At 68.5% G+C, this 17,928-nt stretch carries 13 protein-coding genes; 10 read left to right on the top strand and 3 right to left on the bottom strand.

What is annotated here, in order from left to right:
• The first annotated feature begins 456 nt into the window (after positions 1 to 456).
• Positions 457 to 2,286, top strand: a complete 1,830-nt coding sequence (locus QHF89_RS35580) for a sigma 54-interacting transcriptional regulator (RefSeq protein WP_136966693.1) — start codon at positions 457 to 459, stop codon at positions 2,284 to 2,286.
• 23 nt (positions 2,287 to 2,309) lie between these two features.
• Here the strand turns inward: QHF89_RS35580 and QHF89_RS35585 are convergent, their stop codons facing one another.
• The gene (locus QHF89_RS35585; protein WP_136966692.1) at positions 2,310 to 2,993 is read right to left on the bottom strand and encodes a hypothetical protein; all 684 of its coding nucleotides are present in this window, start codon (positions 2,991 to 2,993) and stop codon (positions 2,310 to 2,312) included.
• A 118-nt stretch (positions 2,994 to 3,111) separates the two neighbouring features.
• Positions 3,112 to 3,954: a hypothetical protein gene (locus tag QHF89_RS35590; RefSeq protein ID WP_136966691.1), complete on the bottom strand. Its 843-nt coding sequence runs from the start codon at positions 3,952 to 3,954 to the stop codon at positions 3,112 to 3,114.
• Between the two features lie 208 nt (positions 3,955 to 4,162).
• Between QHF89_RS35590 and QHF89_RS35595 the strand changes: the two genes are divergently transcribed.
• The 9 genes from QHF89_RS35595 (at position 4,163) to QHF89_RS35635 (ending at position 16,824) form a co-directional block, all read left to right on the top strand.
• A complete protein-coding gene (locus QHF89_RS35595; RefSeq protein WP_136966690.1) occupies positions 4,163 to 7,561 on the top strand; it encodes a serine/threonine-protein kinase in 3,399 nt (1,132 codons plus the stop codon).
• Positions 7,562 to 7,584: 23 nt separating this feature from the next.
• Positions 7,585 to 8,286 carry an Ig-like domain-containing protein gene (locus QHF89_RS35600; RefSeq protein ID WP_136966689.1) on the top strand — a complete coding sequence of 234 codons (702 nt, stop codon included), beginning with the start codon at positions 7,585 to 7,587 and terminating at the stop codon, positions 8,284 to 8,286.
• Positions 8,287 to 8,290: 4 nt separating this feature from the next.
• Positions 8,291 to 9,520, top strand: coding sequence for a YcaO-like family protein (locus QHF89_RS35605; RefSeq protein WP_136966688.1), 1,230 nt, complete (start codon positions 8,291 to 8,293; stop codon positions 9,518 to 9,520).
• Positions 9,517 to 10,281, top strand: coding sequence for a TfuA-like protein (locus QHF89_RS35610; protein WP_136966687.1), 765 nt, complete (start codon positions 9,517 to 9,519; stop codon positions 10,279 to 10,281). Before QHF89_RS35605 ends, QHF89_RS35610 begins: the two co-directional genes overlap by 4 nt.
• A 304-nt stretch (positions 10,282 to 10,585) precedes the next feature.
• A complete protein-coding gene (locus QHF89_RS35615) occupies positions 10,586 to 12,670 on the top strand; it encodes a type VI secretion system Vgr family protein (protein ID WP_136966686.1) in 2,085 nt (694 codons plus the stop codon).
• Positions 12,671 to 12,682: 12 nt separating this feature from the next.
• Entirely contained in the window at positions 12,683 to 13,045 is a 363-nt protein-coding gene (locus QHF89_RS35620; RefSeq protein WP_136966685.1) for a PAAR domain-containing protein, read from the top strand.
• On the top strand, positions 13,042 to 13,902 hold the full coding sequence (locus tag QHF89_RS35625; protein WP_284721347.1) for a DUF4123 domain-containing protein: 861 nt from the start codon (positions 13,042 to 13,044) through the stop codon (positions 13,900 to 13,902). Before QHF89_RS35620 ends, QHF89_RS35625 begins: the two co-directional genes overlap by 4 nt.
• Before the next feature lie 15 nt (positions 13,903 to 13,917).
• Entirely contained in the window at positions 13,918 to 16,017 is a 2,100-nt protein-coding gene (locus QHF89_RS35630) for a type VI secretion system Vgr family protein (RefSeq protein WP_136966684.1), read from the top strand.
• 21 nt (positions 16,018 to 16,038) lie between these two features.
• Entirely contained in the window at positions 16,039 to 16,824 is a 786-nt protein-coding gene (locus tag QHF89_RS35635; RefSeq protein ID WP_136966683.1) for an N-acetylmuramoyl-L-alanine amidase family protein, read from the top strand.
• A 78-nt stretch (positions 16,825 to 16,902) separates the two neighbouring features.
• On the opposite strand, the gene QHF89_RS35640 is transcribed toward QHF89_RS35635, so the two are convergent.
• Positions 16,903 to 17,928: hypothetical protein (locus QHF89_RS35640; protein ID WP_284721348.1), on the bottom strand; the 1,026-nt coding region annotated here is incomplete at its 5' end.

The raw sequence follows: 17,928 nt of genomic DNA on the forward strand, positions 1-17,928 counted from the left end.
TCGTCGACCCCGTGATCGGAGTCCCCGGACCGTGACTTCAACCTCGCCGACCCCGTGATCGGAGTCCCCCGACCCTGACTTCAACCTCGCCGACCCCGTGATCGAAGTCCCCCGACCCTGACTTCAACCTCGCCGACCCCGTGATCGAAGTCCCCCGACCCTGACTTCAACCTCGCCGACCCCGTGATCGAAGTACCCGGACCGTGACTTCAAGCTCGCCGACTCCGTGATCGAAGTACCCGGACCGTGACTTCAAGCTCGCCGACTCCGTGATCGAAGTACCCAGACCGTGACTTCAAGCTCGCCGACTCCGTGATCGAAGTACCCGGACCCCGTGGTCGAAGTACCCGGACCATGACCACAAGGTCCCGGATCTCGTGCACTGCCTCACCGCTCCCCTCCAATTTCCGCTTCTGTCCGCCTCGAAACGCCCTATGGTAGCGTCGCGGGTTGACGATGAGCGGCGTAGTCGAGACCGAACCGATGGCATCGGCGCCCTCGCCGCTGGACGCTCCCGAGGAAGGGCGGCGGCTCGCGGTGGTGGTTCAGGCCCAGCAGGGCATGGAGATCGCTCTGCTCGTGCCGGACACGCCGCTCGTCGTGGGGCGGATGGAGCCTTCGGATCTGCAGGTTCACGACCGCACCCTCTCCCGGCAACACGCCCGCTTCGTGCTCGCGGGCGATCGGCTCCTCGTGGAGGATCTGGGCTCGCGCAACGGGACGTGGCTCGCCGGGCAGCGAATCGACAGGGCCGGCATCGAGATCGGCGACGAGGTGATGCTGGGCAGCGTGCTCGCGTGTGTTCACGTGCTGGCCCCCACGGGGGAGTCGCTCGGGATTGACGGCGAAGAGGGGTTCTTGCGCCGCGTGAACGAGGAGGCGGCGCGGGCGCGCGAGCTGCGGCGGCCGTTCGCGCTGCTCGTGGTGCGCGCGAAGCCCGTGGGGGATCGGTCGCCGCACGTCCGGGACTGGCTCGCCGCGGTGCGGGAAGCGATCCGGCCCTTCGATCGGATCGCGACGTACGGGCCCGGGGCAGCGCAGGTGCTCTTGCCCGAGATGGGGACGGAGGAGGCGACGCGCGTGGCGCAGCGGATCGTGGCATCGCAGGGGAAGGAAGGGGCGCAGCTCCGGGTCGGCGTGGCGGCCTATCCGGACGCGGGGAGCACCGTGGAGGCGCTGATCAGCTTGTCCCGCGACGCGGTCAATCGCGCGACAGCGGAGCGGCCCGTGGAGGTGGAGGGGACGAGGGCGTTCGCCGAGGGAGAGGTGCTCGAGGACGATGCGCTCGTCGCGGGACGGGCAATGCGCGAGGTGCTCTCGACAGTGGAGCGGGTGGCGGGGGCGCGGGTGCCGGTGATCCTGCACGGCGAGACGGGGACGGGGAAAGAGGTGCTCGCGCGGGCGCTGCACGAGCGCGGGCCGCGGCGAAACAAGCGAATGGTGCGCGTGAATTGCGGGGCGATCCCGAAGGAGCTGGTCGAGAGCACGCTGTTCGGGCACGAGCGCGGGGCGTTCACGGGAGCGGCGGCGCAGCAAAAAGGGGTCTTCGAGGAGGCCGACGGGGGGACGGTGTTCCTCGACGAGATCGGCGAGCTGGCCATGCCGGCGCAGGCGGCGCTCTTGCGGGTGCTGGAGACGGGGACGTTGTGCCGCGTGGGCTCGGTCCGGGAGATCACGGTGGATGTGCGGGTCGTGTCGGCGACGCACCGGGATCTGGAGGCCATGGCGCGCGACGGGGCCTTCCGCTCCGATCTGTTTTATCGATTGAGCACGGTGGTGATCGAGATCCCGCCGCTCCGGGAGCGGGTGGATGAGATCGAGGCGCTGTCGCGCAGGTTCCTCGCGCGGGCGAACGAGGGCAATGCGCGGGCGGTGCAGGGGTTTTCGTCGGCGGTGATCGAGCGGCTGCGGGCGTATGCGTGGCCGGGCAATGTGCGCGAGTTGCGGAACGTGATCGAGCGGGCCGTCGTGGTGGCGCGGGGGGCGCGGATCGATACGGAGGATCTTCCGGCGCGGATGCGGGGGGCGGAGAGGCCGGCACGGGCGGCGGTGGAATGGGAGGGGCCAGCGCCGACGAGGACGGCCGACGCGCCCGTGGAAGGCGAAGGCGAGGATCCGGCCGGGGTCCGCGAGCGCGTGGAGGGATACGAGGCGACGATCTTACGGGAGGCACTCGAGGCGGCGGGCTGGAGCCGAAAGGCGGCGGCCGAGCGGCTGGGCATACCGGTGCGAACATTGTCGTACCGGATGAAGCGGCTCGGCCTCCGGCGACCGGGGCGCTCGTGACCAACGCCTCGGATCCGCTTGGATCAGGCCAGCGAGGGGAGGTGATGTCGCAGCGGGGCCTTCTCGGCCATGGTCTTGCCCGGCGCCGTGATGAACTTGCCCGAGCTCGCGTCGTACATCAGCGAGACCTCCGTGACGGGGCCGCCGAACATGACCTCCGTCATGGGTGAGGTCACGTTGGTGACGACCGTGTTGCTCACCACCTGGGATTGCACCCACAGATACACCGTGGTGAACGGGGTCATGACCGCGGTGCTGTTGTAGATGACCGGAGCGGCGGACACGGCGTTCCCCAGGGCCGGCGTTCCATCCACCACCGCGTCCTGGAACAACCCGAACGTCAGGTACCCTTTGGGCAGGTTGTCGTATTGATTCACGGCCGTGTAGGAGCCCGGGCTCCCGCCCGTCGACGGGGGACCGAAGAACCCGGCCGCCGTGAGCGGATAGCTCTTGTTGTCCAGGGCCGGGAACTCGGACTTCGACATCTGCGTGAGCTGCGCCCCGTTGATGATGTCGACGTTGGACGCGTAGATGCCGTATTGTTCTTCCCAGGTGACCGTGTTGCCGAGCAGCGGCCTGTACACGAGCCACGCGACGTTCGGCATTCCGCCGGCGTTCGGCTTGGCGACGACGATGTTGGACCCCGAAGCGTAGAAGCGGTTCAGGTCCTCCTGGGTAAACGCGGTGCTCAACTTGAACGTGGGCATGATTCGATCTCCTCTGGCTTCCTCTTGAAGCCACTTTCCATTGGGCTTGGCGACGCGCACCCTCAGCAGCGAGGGGACGCTTCGTGGGAATTCTTCTTTGGTCTGCTGGCCGCGCCGGCTAGAAGCCAACGGTGCTGACCAGGATGTTGTGCGTGCCCGAGGCCGGGAAATGGCCGGAACCCGAGAACGTGGGGGGCGCTCCGCCGGCATTGGCATGTCCAAGGATGTGATCGAGGTTGTCCGACACGCCGACGAATCCGGAAAGAATGTAGGGCAGAGCCGGGATACCGGTATTGTGGTTGAGCGTGGCGACGTTCACGTTGAGGTCACCGGCAATGAGACCCAGGTTGTTCGGCCCCGGGGCGACGAGCGGCCCATAGATGCCGGAGTTCTGGAGGAACAGATAGGCATCGGGGTTGGCGCCGCCTCCCAACGTGGCGCCGGTGAGCACTTGCCCAGGCCCGCGCGGCGCATGCCACGTCAGAAACGGCACGTTTCGGCCGCCGACGGTCAGCGTCGCCGTCGCCGGCATACGCATGGTCGCGAGCTCGGCCAGGGCCATCTGCCGTGCCGAGAGGCTCAAATGGATGTTCATCCAGTTCAACAGCGCCTGATCATTGGCCAGATCGGCCCTGGCAAAGGACCCCCGGCCGCCGATGCCGATGCGGAGGAGGAGGATGTAACCTCGTCCGCCGGGGCCCCCCTCGGTGGCGTGTGCAGGTGGCTGGTTGTATGCGGCGCCGAGCCCCTGCAGCATCTGGTAGATCGGGCCCCCGGGTGCTGCGTTCGCCTCCTGGATCACGATCAGATCCGGCAGCCAGCCGTTGGTCGTGAGATGGTTGATGACGTCCAGCAGGTCGGCTGCGCCCTGCGGCGTCTCCCCCGTGCTGTTCCAGGTGATCACGTTCAGGTTGGGCATGGTCGGGTTTGGCCGGGTGAATGGTTCGATTCCGTCGAGCACCGCTCGATTCGTCCGTGCACATAAACCGAGCAATCCGCATGCCAATCGTCCATGCGACGGCGCCCCCTCATTGCCGCTCGGGAGCGGCAACAATTGGCCCGACGCCCCCTCCCCCCGAAAGCAACCTCTTGCCGCGGGCAACATCTTGCCCTCACGCTCGGAAGACCCCTCGACCTCACACAAGCGAGGCGGGTAACATCGCAGTCGGATGAAAGCGGCTGGACGCTCGCTCCCGCAGATCGGCTCCTATCGGATCACGAGCGTCCTCGGTCGTGGAGGCATGGGCGTCGTCTACCGCGCCAAACACCCCACGACCGGTGCCCCCGTCGCGCTAAAGACCGTGGCCCTCCCCTCCGCGAGCGCGATCACCGCGATTCGCCGGGAAATCCACGCGCTGAGGCGGCTCCAGCACCCGGGGATCGTGCGTTTCCTCGACCAGGGCGTATCGGACGGACTGCCCTGGGTGGCGATGGAGCTCGTCTCGGGCCAGACGCTCCGCGGCCACCTCGACCGCGTCCACGCGCCCCGCGTGTCCCCTCGCCTCGCCGCCCGGACCACGAGCCCGAGCGGCGCCACGACCCGCCCGGACGCGCCTCGCCTCCGCGCTCCCCCCGCCGCGGGCGGCCGCGCCTCGATACGCACTGCCCTCCCCTTGCTCGCGCTGCTCCGACGCCTCACCGCGCCCCTCGCGCACCTGCACGCCGCCGGGCTCGTGCACCGCGACCTCAAGCCCGACAACGTGATCGTCCGGAGGGACGGCACGCCCGTGCTCGTCGACCTCGGTATCGCCGCGCAGTTCGGCGGCGTCGAGGGGCGCGAGGCGATCGAGATCGACGGCATGATGGGCAGCCTCCCGTACATGGCACCCGAGCAGATCCGGGGCGCCCTCGTCGACGCGCGCGCCGATCTGTACGCCCTCGGATGCATCCTCTTCGAGTGCATCACGGGCGCGCCGCCCTTCGCCGGCCTCGACGCGGCCGCGATGAGGCACGGGCACCTCAACCTGCGACCCCCGCCGCCGTCCTCGAAGGCGCGCGGCGTCCCCGAGGCGCTCGATCGGCTCGTCGCGCGGCTGCTCGCGAAGCGGCCCGAGGATCGGATCGGGTACGCAGAGGACGTGGCGGACGCGCTCGCCGCGCTCGATGTTCCCGGCGGCGATGCGCCTGCTGCGGCGTCGCGGAGCCGCGCCTATCTCTATCGACCCGCGCTGGAGGGCCGCGCCGCGATCCTGGCCGAGAGCACGGCGGCGATCGAGGCGCTCGCGGCCGAACGACGCGGGGGGCTCTGGTTCTTCGGGGGCGAGAGCGGCGTGGGCAAGACGCGGCTCGCGCTGGAGATCGCCCAGCGCGCCGTGCAAAAGGGCGTGACGGTGTGGACCGGGAGCGCCGTCCTGCGTGGAGACCCGCTCCACCTCGTTCGCCCGGCGCTCACGGCGATCGCGGATCAGTGCCGCGCCGCGGGGGCGGAGGCAACCACGAGGCAGCTCGGCCCGCGGGGCAAGCTGCTCGCGCCCTACGCGCCGGCGATCGCGGATCTCCCCGTCGTACGAGCCGCGCCCGAGCCGCCCCCGCTCCCTCCAGAGGCCACCCGGGCGCGCGTGATCCACGCGCTCGAAGAGACCCTCCTCGCCTTCGCGACGCCCGCGCCGATCCTGCTCGTGCTCGACGATCTCCAGTGGGCCGACGACCTCTCGCTGGGCTTTCTGGCTTCCCTCGCAGCGAAGGAGCGCGGTCACGATGGGCTTTTCGTTCTCGGCACGTATCGCCTGGAGGAGCGCACCGAGGAGCTCTCGGCGATCGTGCGCCGGGAGAGCGCGCGCGACGTCCAGATCGGACGGCTCGATCGCGAGGGCGTCGCCGCGATGATCACGAGCATGGTGGCGCTCGTGGAGCCGCCCCGGGATCTCGTGGATGGGCTGCATCTCCACACGGGCGGCAATCCGTTCTTCGTCGCGGAGTACCTGCGCGCGGCGCTCGGCGAAGGGCTGCTCGCGCGGGACGCCGCGGGGCGTTTTCAGCTCGGGGAGAAGGCGCTCTCGATCACGCTGCCCCACACGCTGGGCGAGCTTGTCGAGCGGCGTCTGTCGGCGCTGGGCGAGCTGGCCGCGCGGGTCGTCGCATGGGCGGCGGTGCTGGGACGCGATGTCGACACGGCGATGCTCGACAAGCTCGGAAAGTTCGAGGACGTCGCGATGTTGGACGCGATCGAAGAGCTGCGGGTCCGGCAGATCCTCGAAGAAAAGGGAGATGGGCGGCTCGCCTTCGTGCACGACACGATCCGGGAGGTCGCGCAGGCGCGGATCGCGCCTCCGCTTCGCCGGGCCATGCACCACCGCGTCGCGCTCGCGCTCACCGCGGACGGCGAGGAGCGGCTCGCGGAGATCGGCCATCATCACGCGGAGGCCGGCGATCACCCGCAGGCGAGCGTCTTCTTTGCTCGCGCGGCGGATCGAGCACGCGCCTCGTACGCGAACGGGGAGGCGATCCGGCTCTACCGGGCCGCCGTGAAGGAGGCGCAGGGGGCCGCGCCGGCGGGCGTGCTCGAGAGCCTCGGCGACGTGCTCGGGCTCGTGGGGCGGCAGCAGGAAGCGCGGCAGGCCTACGCCGACACCCTCGCGGTCTTGCCTGCCGAGGGGGCGATCACGCGCGCCCGCGTCCATCGCAAGATCGGCAAGGCGTGGGAAGTCCACCACGACCACGGCGAGGCGCTCGCGGCGTATGCCGAGGCCGAGGCCGCGCTCGGGGCCTCGGCGCCCAGGGTTTCCGCGGCGTGGTGGGATGCGTGGGTCGAGGTGCAGATCGACCGTATCGCCGTGTTTTACTGGGCCGCGCGTGTCGACGAGATGGCCGCGATCGTGGAGCGGGTGCGGCCCGTGGTACAGGCAGGGGGGACGGCGGCGCAGCGGGCGCGTTTCTTCCGCGCGCTCACGCAGATCGGGCTGCGAAGCGAGCGGTATTTGCTCTCGGCCGAGACGGTGCGAAACGCGCGGGCTTGCCTTCTGGCCTGCGAGCAGGAAGAGGGCTCGGCGGATCTCGCCGCGACGCGGTTCGCGTTCGCGACGGTGCTGCTCTGGCATGGGGCGCTCGACGAGGCGGAGGCGCGGCTGCTCGACGCGCTCGCGGAGGCGGAGCGCACGGGCGATGTGACGCTCGAAGCGCGGAGCCTGACGTACCTGACGCAGGTCTGGCGGCGGCGACGGCGGGTGGCCGAGACGCGGGCGTGGGCGAAGAGGAGCCTCGGGACGGCGGAGGCGGCGGCGATGGACGACTACGTGGGCGCGGCGCTCGCGAACCTCTCCTGGGTCGCGCTCGCGGAGGGCGATTTCGGCGAGGTGATGCGCCTGGGGGAGGCGGCGCTCGCTCGCTTTCGTTCGTCGGCGCTGGTGTATCCTTTCCAGTGGATGGCGCTCTTGCCGCTCGCGGCGGCGGCGCTCGCGCGGGGGGATCGCGAAGGGGCGGCCTGCTACGCCGCGGCCCTGATCGAGCCGGGACAGCAACGGCTCCCCGAGGCGCTCACGGCCGCTTTGGAGGCGGCGCGGGACGAGGTTGGCACGGAGGATGCCATACGGCGCGCGCTCGTCTGCGCTGGCGAGACGGAATACCTATGATCGAGAAAGGCAATTGAAGAACCATGAGCACGCTCATCCTTCACGCGGAGACCCGGAGTATCGTCGTCGGGCAGCCGACGCAGCTTTCGTTGAAGAGCCTTACGAAGCAGCAATCTCTGTCCTGGACAAGCTCGGACTCGCGCATTGCGACCGTCGATCAAACGGGGCTCGTGAAGGGCATCAAGCAAAGCAGTTCGCCCGTGACCATCACGTGCATGGACGAGGATGAAAACACGGCGAGCGTCGCCCTCTACGTAGGTTCTCTCGAGGTAGCCCCGAGAGATACGGCGATCGAGACGGGTAACGACATCACGTTCTCCGTACGCGGCGTGGACGCCGTGACCTGGACGAGCTTGAACAAGGCCGTGGTGACGATCGGCCCAGGGGACGGGAAGGCGGAGGCCATCAACCTCGGGACGGCCATCATCCAGGCCGCCGACACGAACGGCAATGTTGGGTATGCGACGCTGCGCGCAGGGATGCTGCTCGTCTACGGCGCCGACGGCACCCTGTACGCGCTCACGCCCGACGTCTGGACCTTGGCGACCATCGTTCCTACCCAAAGCAGCCAAGTCCCGTCGTTCAACGACATGAACAGCAAGGCCCAGTCCAGCGACAAGACGCTCGCCTCCTACGTGCCCCCCTCGCCGACGTGGACCACATGTTACGTCCTGAACCCCTCGCCAACCACCCCGGCTCCCGGGAAGCTCGTGAGGAAGGTGTGATGGCATGTCCACCACGCCTGCAGCGAAGCGCTTTCGGCGGGGGACACACCGCATCGTCCCGCCCGAGGCGACGCTCGCCCGCGTCCAGGGCCTCCTGCCCATCATGGGTATCACCCGCATCGCCGACGTGACCGGGCTCGACACCATCGGCATTCCCGTGGCGATGGCGATCCGGCCGAACGCGCGTTCGCTCTCGGTATCGCAGGGCAAGGGCGCGGATCGCGCCTCGGCGCGGGCCTCGGCGCTCATGGAGTCGGTGGAGCAGTATCATGCAGAGCATATCGACCGACCCCTCCGGCTCGCCACACGGAACGAGCTGCGCTTCTCCCACCGCGTGGCCGACCTCTCCGGCCTGCCGCGCCTCGCGGGGAGCGTGTTTCACGACAACCTACGCACGTTGTGGATCGAGGGGCAGGAAATGCTCCATGGCGGCAGCATGTGGGTGCCTTACGAGATGGTCCATATGGATTACACGCTGCCGCTCCCCTCGGGCAGCGGGTCCTTCTTGATGAGCTCGAACGGCCTCGCCTCCGGCAATCACCCGCTGGAGGCGCTCGGCCACGCCCTCGCCGAGCTGATCGAGCGCGACGCGACGGCGCTCTTCCAGCTTGCCGGTGAGGCACAAAAAGAGGCGCGCGTGGACCTCTCCACGGTCCATGACCCCCTCTGCCGGTCCCTGCTCGACAAATACGAAGAGGCGGGCGTGGAGGTGGCCGTCTGGGAGGTGACGTCCGATATCGGAGTCCCGGTCTTCTCGTGCGTGATCGTGGACCGGGAGCCGAACCCCCAGCGGCCGATCGGGCCGATGGGGGGCATGGGCTGTCACCCGTCGCGCGCCGTCGCCCTGTCGCGTGCGCTCACGGAGGCGGCCCAGAGCCGGCTCACGCTGATCACGGGGTCTCGCGACGACGTGCATTGCCACGAGCGGCCCGAGGGGGGCGATCTCGACGCCGCGCGCCGGGCGCTCCGGATGCTCGCGGCGTCGCCGCCGGCGCGAAGCTTCGAGGCCGCGCCGGATCACGAAGACGAGACGCTCGACGACGACGTGGCCTGGCTCCTCGAACGCCTCGCGGCGGCGGGGCTCTCGCAAGTCATCACGATCGATCTGACGAAGGCAGCCTTCGGGATCCCGGTGGTGCGGGTGATCGTGCCGGGGCTCGAGGCCAACCATGATGTACCGGGGTATGTGCCGGGGCTTCGCGCCCGGAGACGCATGGAGGGGCGCACGAGATGAAGGTTCATATCTTCACGGGCCCAACGCTCTCAGCGGAGGAGGGCCTCCGGGAGCTCGACGCAGTGTACCGCCCCCCGGCCGCACAGGGCGACGTGTACCGCGCGGCGCAGGAGGAGCCGGCCGTCATCGGGATCCTTGACGGCTCCTTCGAGCACGTGCCCTCCGTGGCGCACAAGGAGGTGCTATGGGCGATGTCGCGGGGCATTCACGTCTTCGGCGCGGCGAGCCTGGGCGCGCTCCGGGCGGCGGAGCTTGGGCCCTTCGGCATGGAGGGGGTGGGCGAGATTCACGCGGCGTACGCGCGGGGCGATCTCACGGACGATGACGAGGTGGCGGTGGCGCACAGGCTCGCGGAGGGGGGGTATCGACCGGTGTCGGAGGCCATGGTGAATATGCGGGAGACGCTGCGACGCGCGGCGCAGCGCGGTGTGATCACGGAGGGATCACGCGAGGCGCTGATCCAGGCCGCCCGGGAGCTGTTCTATGCGGAGCGGTGCTACCCGGCGATCCTCACGAGCGGGCGTGTGCGCGGGGTGCCGGAGGCGGAGCTCTCCGCCTTACGGGACGCGCTGCCGGAGCTACGGGTGGACGTGAAGAAGCGCGACGCGCTCGCAATGCTGCGGCTCATCCGGGAGCGGATTGCGAGCGGGCTTGCGCGCAAGGAGGTGCGGTTTCCGTTCCAGCACACGGACGCGTGGGCGTCGATCACCCGCCGGGCACACGAAAGGGCGGTACCGATCACGGACGAGCGGCGCTCTTGAGCTCCGCGGATACAGCCCGCCAGGTGCTCCGCGCCAGCTTCCCCAGCTCCCCGTCCTCCCTCGGGCAAGGCCCGAGGCGCCCCACTTCGACGAGGCCACGGGCCCCGAGGCCGAAGAGGATGTGAGCGACATGCCCGATCCGCTCGGCGACGACGAGATCGCCTGCGATCATTGACGCAGAGCGACACCTTTTTTCGCCCATTTTGATCTTGAGCCCGACCGCGAAGCCGGTTTAGGGTGCCCATGCCAAAAATCGGACAGTACGCGCATTGGTCCGGGCGGTCACGTCGAGGAGGCGGCTTCCATGCCGATCTTGGAGCTATCGTTCGCATCTGGTGAGACGTCGTTGTCGGTGCGCCATTTCTCGGTGCACGAGTCCGTCTCGAGCTTGTTCAGCGTGAACGTGATGGCGCGCTCGGAGAGCCCCTCGATCGATCTCGAAGCGATCGTCGGGCAGCCGGCGAGCCTCCGCGTCATCAGCGGCTGGGCGTACGCGCGCCTCGGCGGCGCGCGGCTCTGGAGCGGCGTGGTGAGCTCCATCGAGCAGGTGCACGCGGTGCAGCCGGGAGGCCTCGGCAAGGAGCTCTCGACGTATTCGCTCCGCATCGTGCCGACGTTGTGGCTGCTCACGCAGCGGCGCGGGTATCGCATCTACCAGCACCTCTCGATCCCCGACATCGTCGATCGCCTGCTCGGCGAGTGGAACGTCGAGGCGAAGTGGGAGATCGATCGGGGCCGCTACCCGAAGCTCGAGTACAAGGTCCAGTACGGCGAGACCGATTTCGCCTTCGTCAGCCGCCTGCTCGAAGAGGCGGGCATCTCGTACACGTTCCCGGACGACGACGCGAAGGGCTCGAAGTTCACGTTGAGTGATCGCCTCGAAGCGAACCCCGCGCGCCCCGGCGGCGCCCTCCCCTACGTGGACAACCCGAACCGCGAGTCCGAGAAGGAGTACCTCTCGAAGGTCCGCCTCACGCACATCGTCCGGCCGGGCGCGCACACGATTCGCGACTACGACTTCCGGAATCCGATGTTCGCGCTCTTCGGCGACGCGCCGAAGGCCGAGGGCCCCGAGGCGAAGTACGAGCAGTACCATTACCAGCCGGGCGCCACGCTCGTCGAGAACGGCAAGGGCGGCGGCGGCACGCCGGCCGCAGACGACAAGGGCACGGCGCGGTACGATCAAGGGTTCGGCAAGGAGCGCGCCGATCGTATGCTCGGCGGCACGCGCGCGGACAAGCGCACGATCGGGTTCGAGACGAACACGATCGATCTCTGGCCGGGGCAAATCTTCTCGGTCGACAAACACCCGCACGCCGAGCTCGGCGAGAACAAACGCCTGCTCGTCACGGAGTTCTCGGTCGAGGGCACGCCGGGCGAGGAGTGGACGATGTCGGGGCAAGCCGCGTTCACGGACGCGCCTTACCGGCCGCAGCAGAAGACGCAAAAGCCCAAGGTCGAGGGCGTGCAGAGCGCGGTCGTGGTGGGCCCCGGGGGCCAGGAGATCCACACCGACGAATTCGGCCGCGTGCGCGTGCAGTTCCCCTGGGATCGCGAGGGGAAAAACGACGACGGCAGCTCGTGCTGGATCCGCGTGAGCCAGGGTTGGGCGGGCACGGGGTACGGCATGATCGTGATCCCGCGCATCGGGCACGAGGTGATGGTCGGCTTCCTCGACGGCGATCCGGATCAACCGATCATCGTGGGCCGCGTCTACAACGCGAAGCAGGCCGTCCCGTACAAGCTGCCCGACAACAAGACACGCTCGACGTGGAAGAGCGACAGCTCGCTCGGCTCCGAGGGCTTCAACGAGATCATGTTCGAGGATCTCAAGGGCCAGGAGCTCGTCTGGGAGCATGCCGAGAAGAACCGGCGCAGGCTCGTCAAGAACGACGAGACGATCACCGTCGGCCACGATCGGCAGAAGTACGTGATGAACGACGAGCAGGACAAGACGATCGGGTTCGTCAAGGTCTACGTCGGCAAGGACCAGGACGTCGTCATCAAGCAGGACAAACGCGAGCGCGTCGAGGGCAACAGCCACCTGCACGTGATGGGCAAGCGCAACCAGCGCATCGACGGCAATCAGTCGCTCGAGGTGAAGGGCGATCGGCACGAGCTCGTCGGCGAGAACCACGCGCTCTCGGCGACGAAGGAGATCCACATCAAGGCGGGCACGGCGCTCGTGATCGAGGCCGAGGATCTCACCTTGAAGGGTCCGGGCGGGTTCGTCCGCATCGACGGCAGCGGCGTCACGATCCGCGGCACGAAGGTCTACATCAACAGCGGCGGCGCGGCCGGCCAGGGCGCGGGCGCGTCGCCCGAGGCGCCGGACAAGGCGATCGAGGCCGAGGTGGACGACGTGAGCAAGACGCTCATCGCGCAATAAGGAGCCACGAACATGCCTCCTGCGGCACGAATCACCGATCGTCACGTCTGCGGGATTCACCCGCCGAACGTCATCGTCCAGGGCGAGGACACGGTCATCGTGGGCTTTCAGCCCCAGGCGCGCGTCACCGACGCCGAGGCCTGCGGCGCGGCCATCTCGGCCGGCGAGCCCACGGTCATCATCGGCGGGAAGGACGCGGCGCGAAAGGGCGACCCGACGAACCACGGCGGCACCATCGCTTCGGGCTGCCCGACGGTCATCATCGGCTCGAATCCGATGGCCATCCTCCAGACGGACAAACCCTTCTGCGAGGATTGCGCCAAGAAAGCCGCCGAGCGCGCCGCGCGCCAGAAGGCCGGGAGGAGCGGGTCGTGACCGAGCCCCGGCTCATCGTCGAGGTGCGGTATGGCAAGCTCGCCGGCACGAAAAAGGCCGTCGAGGCGGGCCGTGCGCTGAAGGTCGGCCGCACGGATCTCGCGGACCTCGTCGTCCAGCACGACGGGCAGATGTCGGGCACGCATTTCGAGCTGCAATGGGACGGCGCGCAGTGCGTCTTGCGGGACCTCCAGAGCCAGAACGGGACGCGCCTCGGCGGGCAGACCGTCGAGCAGGGCGACGTCCCTCACGGCGGCTGGATTCAGGCCGGCGAGACCGATTTCATGGTCTACGTCGAAGGCAAAACGAACGCCCCGCGGCGCAAGCTCAAGCGTTCCCCCGAGGAGGAAGCGGCGCGCATCGAGGCGGCGGCGCGGGCATGCGAACGACTCCGCGTGGAGGCGGCGAAGGAGCCGCTCTATGCGGTCCTCGACGGCGCGCGGGACCGCCGGATCCTCGAGGTGCTCCGCGAGCACGTCGAGCCACACCAATCGCTCTACGACGGCCTGCAGGGCGAGACGCTCGAAGACGTCGCGCCGTACCTCGTGGGCCCGTTCCGCAAGGACTCGGCCCTGCTCGATCGGCTCCTCGCCGAGGGCTTCGGCAATCGCTGGGGGATCTACTGCGCGAGCTACGAAAAGTTCGTGGAGGTGCGGCGGCACTGGCGGCGCTTCTTGATGGTGACGCTCGAATCGACGAACGAGCAGGTCTACTTCCGTTTCTACGATCCGGGCGTGTTCCGCGTCTTCTGGCCGACGTGCCATGCGGGGCAACAACAGAAGCTGTCGGAGAGCATGGAGGAAATCTTCGTCGAGGAAGAGGACCTCTCGTTATCGGCGCTCGTAAGGCCTCACTGATTCGGAGTCAATGCCGTGGCAAACCTCGAGCTCTCCCTCGCCTCCGGTCAACGCGACCTCTACGTGCGGCGGTTTTCCGTCCGGGAATCGGTCTCGAACCTGTTCTCGATTCACCTCCTCGTCCGCTCGCCCGACCATAGCCTCGACCTCGGCGCCGCGGTCGGGCTTCCCGCGGGCTTCCGCCTGCACGCGGGGTATGCCCACGTGCAGGGCGGCGCCCAGCGCACGTGGACGGGCATCGTGGCCCGCGCCGAGCAGGCGCACGCGATGCAGGAGCTGTCCGCCGAGGACGCGCTCTCGACGTACCAGATCCACATCGTGCCCGAGCTCTGGCTGCTCACGCATCGCCAGGGCAATCGGATCTACCAGCAGCTCTCGATCCCGGACATCATCGACCGCCTCCTCGGCGAGTGGAACATCCAGCCGACGTGGCGCATCGAACGCGCGCGGTATCCGAAGCTCGATTACAAGGTGCAGTACCGGGAGACCGATTACGCGTTCCTCTGCCGCCTCCTCGAAGAAGCGGGCATCGCGTATACCCTGAGCGAGCACCCCGAGCGAGGCACGACGCTCGTCTTCGGCGATCGCATCCAGACGAACACGCCCCGCTCCGGCCCGCCCATTCCGTACGTCGACAACCCGAACGAGTCGGCCGAGAAGGAGTACATCAGCCGCGTTCGGTTCGGCCGCGAGGTCCGCCCCGGCGCGGCCACGTTCCGCGATTACGACCCGCGCAAGCCTGATCTCGCGCTCTTCGGCAAGGCCGAACCGACGGCCGGCATCGAGGGCAAGATGGAGCAGTACCATTACGACGCGGGCTCCTTCCTCGTCGAGACGGGCAAGGACGAGGGCACGCCGAACGCCGACGATCGTGGCTTCGCGCGGCATGACGGCAAATACGGCACCGAGCTCTCGACGCGTGTCCTCGAAGCCGAGCGTACGGGCGAGCGGATGATCTCGTTCGCGGCGAGCACGTTCGACCTCGCGCCGGGCGTCATCTTCTCGATGGGCCGCCACCCGCATGCGGCGCTGCCCGAGAGCCGCGCGTTCCTCGTCGTCGGCGCCTCGATCGAAGGCACGGACACCGGCGATTTCAGCTTCTTCGGCCACGCGTTTTTCGCCGAGGCGCCTTATCGTCCGGCCCGACAGACGCCGAAGCCGCGCATTCACGGCCTCCAGAGTGCGACGGTCGTCGGCCCCTCGGGCCAGGAGATCCACGTCGACGAGTTCGGCCGCGTGCGCGTGCAGTTCCACTGGGATCGCGAGGGCCAGAAGAACGAGCAAAGCTCGTGCTGGGTCCGCGTCAGCCAGGGCTGGGGCGGCATGGGGTATGGCATGATCACCGTGCCCCGCATCGGCCACGAGGTGCTGGTTTCGTACCTCGAAGGCGACCCGGACCAGCCGATCATCGTGGGCCGCGTCTACAATGCCGCGCAGCAGGTCCCGTACAAGCTGCCGCAGGACAAGACACGCAGCACGTGGAAGAGCGACTCCTCCATGGGCCACGACGGGTTCAACGAGATCATGTTCGAGGATCTCGCGAAAAAGGAGCTCGTCTGGCAGCAGGCGCAGAAGGACCGCAAGCGGGACGTCGGCAATGACGAGTTCGCCACGATCGTGCACGATCGCCAGAAGCTCGTGAAGAACGACGAGACCGAGGAGACGCACGGCCACCGCAAGTTCTGGGTCGGCAAGGACTACGACGAGGTCACGAAAAAGAACAAGAGCGAGACGGACAACACGAACGTGCACCTCGTGGTGAAGGGCAGCCGGCGGGAGCGGATCGACGGCAAGCAATCCCTCACCGTCACGAAGAGCCGCCACGAGCACGTGCAAGGCCGGAGCGCTCTCGCCGCCGGGCAGGAGGTGCACCACGTGGCCGGCGAGGAGTGGGTCGGCGAGGCGGGCGGCGCGGCCACGATCAAGGGCGCGGGCGGCTTCATCAAGATCGACGGCGCGGGCGTCACCATTTCAGGCACGATGGTCTGGATCAACGAGCGCGGCGAGCCCAACGACGGCAAGGTCGCGCGGCCGCAAGATCCGTTCGAGGACAAGGAGCAGGGGCCGCCGCCGCCGGATGACGTCGAACCGAACGATATGCTGGACGAACAATGACCTCGTGCCGAGAGTGATGCCATGGCCATCAATGTTTCGCCCGAACAACAAGGCGCGGACTCCGTTCAGAAATGCCGGATCATCGTCGTGATCGACCCGGGGCACGGGGATCATAACGACAAGACCTCGGGCGTCGATCCGGGCGCGCTGGGCGGCCCGAACATGGAGTTCAAGGAGAAGGACATCGTCCTCGACGTGGCCAAGGTCTTCAAGCAGAAGCTCGAGGCCAAGACGGACGTGATCGAGGCGGTGTATCTGACCCGCGAGGGCGACGTGGGCAGCGGCGAGCTGAAGAAGCTCCAGTGGCGCCTCGATTTTGCCAACGAGAAGAAGGCCCCGATCCTGGTCAGCCTGCACATGAACTCGGCGTGCAAGTGTCCGAGAAACGCGAAGGGCCAGTGCATCGTGCCCAAGGGTGGGCACATCGTCGACACCACGGCCAACGGCAAGGAGGTCTGGTGTTATCCGGGCAAGGCCCAGAGCAAGAGCCTGGCGACCTCGATCATGGCGGCGTTCACGCTCCCCTTGAAACGCCGAGGTCAGACCGGCGTGTTCGAGAGGGAGTTCCGGGTGATCAAGATCGAGGGCACGATCAAGGCCAGCGCGCTCATCGAAATGGGCTTCATCCCGAACGAAAATGATCGGACGCAGGTCATCAACAACAAGAGTGCGCTCGCCGATCAGTTCACCGAGGGCGTCGTCAACTACATCATTGCCAATCGCGCCGCGCTCTGCGGCGACGATGCAGGGACGGTCAAATTGCCGGACAACCCGCCCCTCCCGCGGCCCCGGCCGAAGGATCTCTGACGCGGCCCGCGCGTCCAACCCGCAGGTGGGCCGTGCCCTCCCATGGGGCCAGGGCCTGGCGATACGAATCGCCCCCGATCAACTCTTGGCCCCGGCCGTCCCCCGCTCCGGCACCGTGACCGTCCCGATCGCGAGCGCCCGGATCGCCTCGCCCCGCGCCTCGTATTGATCCTGCGCCGGGTGCAGCTCGCCCACGATTCTCGCCCGGAATCGGCGGAACATCGGCAGCTTGCGCGCGACCGCGTCGGGCGCGTACGCCACGATCGGCTGGCTGTCCGAATGGAGGCGCAGGAGCAGCCGGATGTACGTCCCGCCGAGCACCTCGCGCTTCTGGTAATGACGTCCGCCGATGAGCGCCCGCTCGGCCTGCACGTCGAGCGCGTCCGCGGGCAGGCTCTTTTTCTCCCGGGTGAACGCCTCGCGGATCCGGTTCGACAATCCCTCCGGCACGACCGGCGCCCAGGACAAGCCCGAGCGCGCGATGAACTTGTCCGCGGCCTCCACGGCGGCCTTCAGCCCCTCGTCCGTGGGCCCGACGAGCGGCGCCGCCGCGGTCGAGAGCGCCTTCAACATCTCCATTTCGTCGAACGGCGTCTCGAGCTCGCCGCCGACGAGCACGATCGGCGTCGCGTACTTGCCGTCCTCGCGAATGGCCTGGTCCATGAGCTCGACGAGGCTCCGGTCGTCCATTCGATCGGCGCGGGCGAGGATCTCGAAGATCTCGCGGCGATCTTCGATTTCCCAGGCCTCCTTGCCGGCGAGCGCGTCGTCGATCTCCTTGTCGGCGCCGCGCTGCTCGAGCTCGGAGAGCAGCCTCTTCCACGCCGGCACGCGCCGGATGCGCGGCACCATGCTCGGTTCGAACCAGACGAGGTGCAAGAGCTCGCGCACGACGACGGGCTTCTGCGCCTCTTCCTCGGCGACGACCGTGCGGATCTCCCGGCGCGGCGCGCTCCACGCGCGCACGCCCGCCGCATCATTCGATGCGCCGAGCGCGCCGCCGTCCGACGCCGAATCCTTGGGCGTCTCCGCGACGGCCGCCGCGGCCGCAGCCGCCGCCGTGCCGAGCGTCTCGCGCCCCGGCGCCACGCCGCCGGGCGCGCC

The organism is Polyangium sorediatum (assembly GCF_029946465.1).
Taxonomy (GTDB): Bacteria; Myxococcota_A; Polyangia; order Polyangiales; family Polyangiaceae; genus Polyangium; species Polyangium fumosum.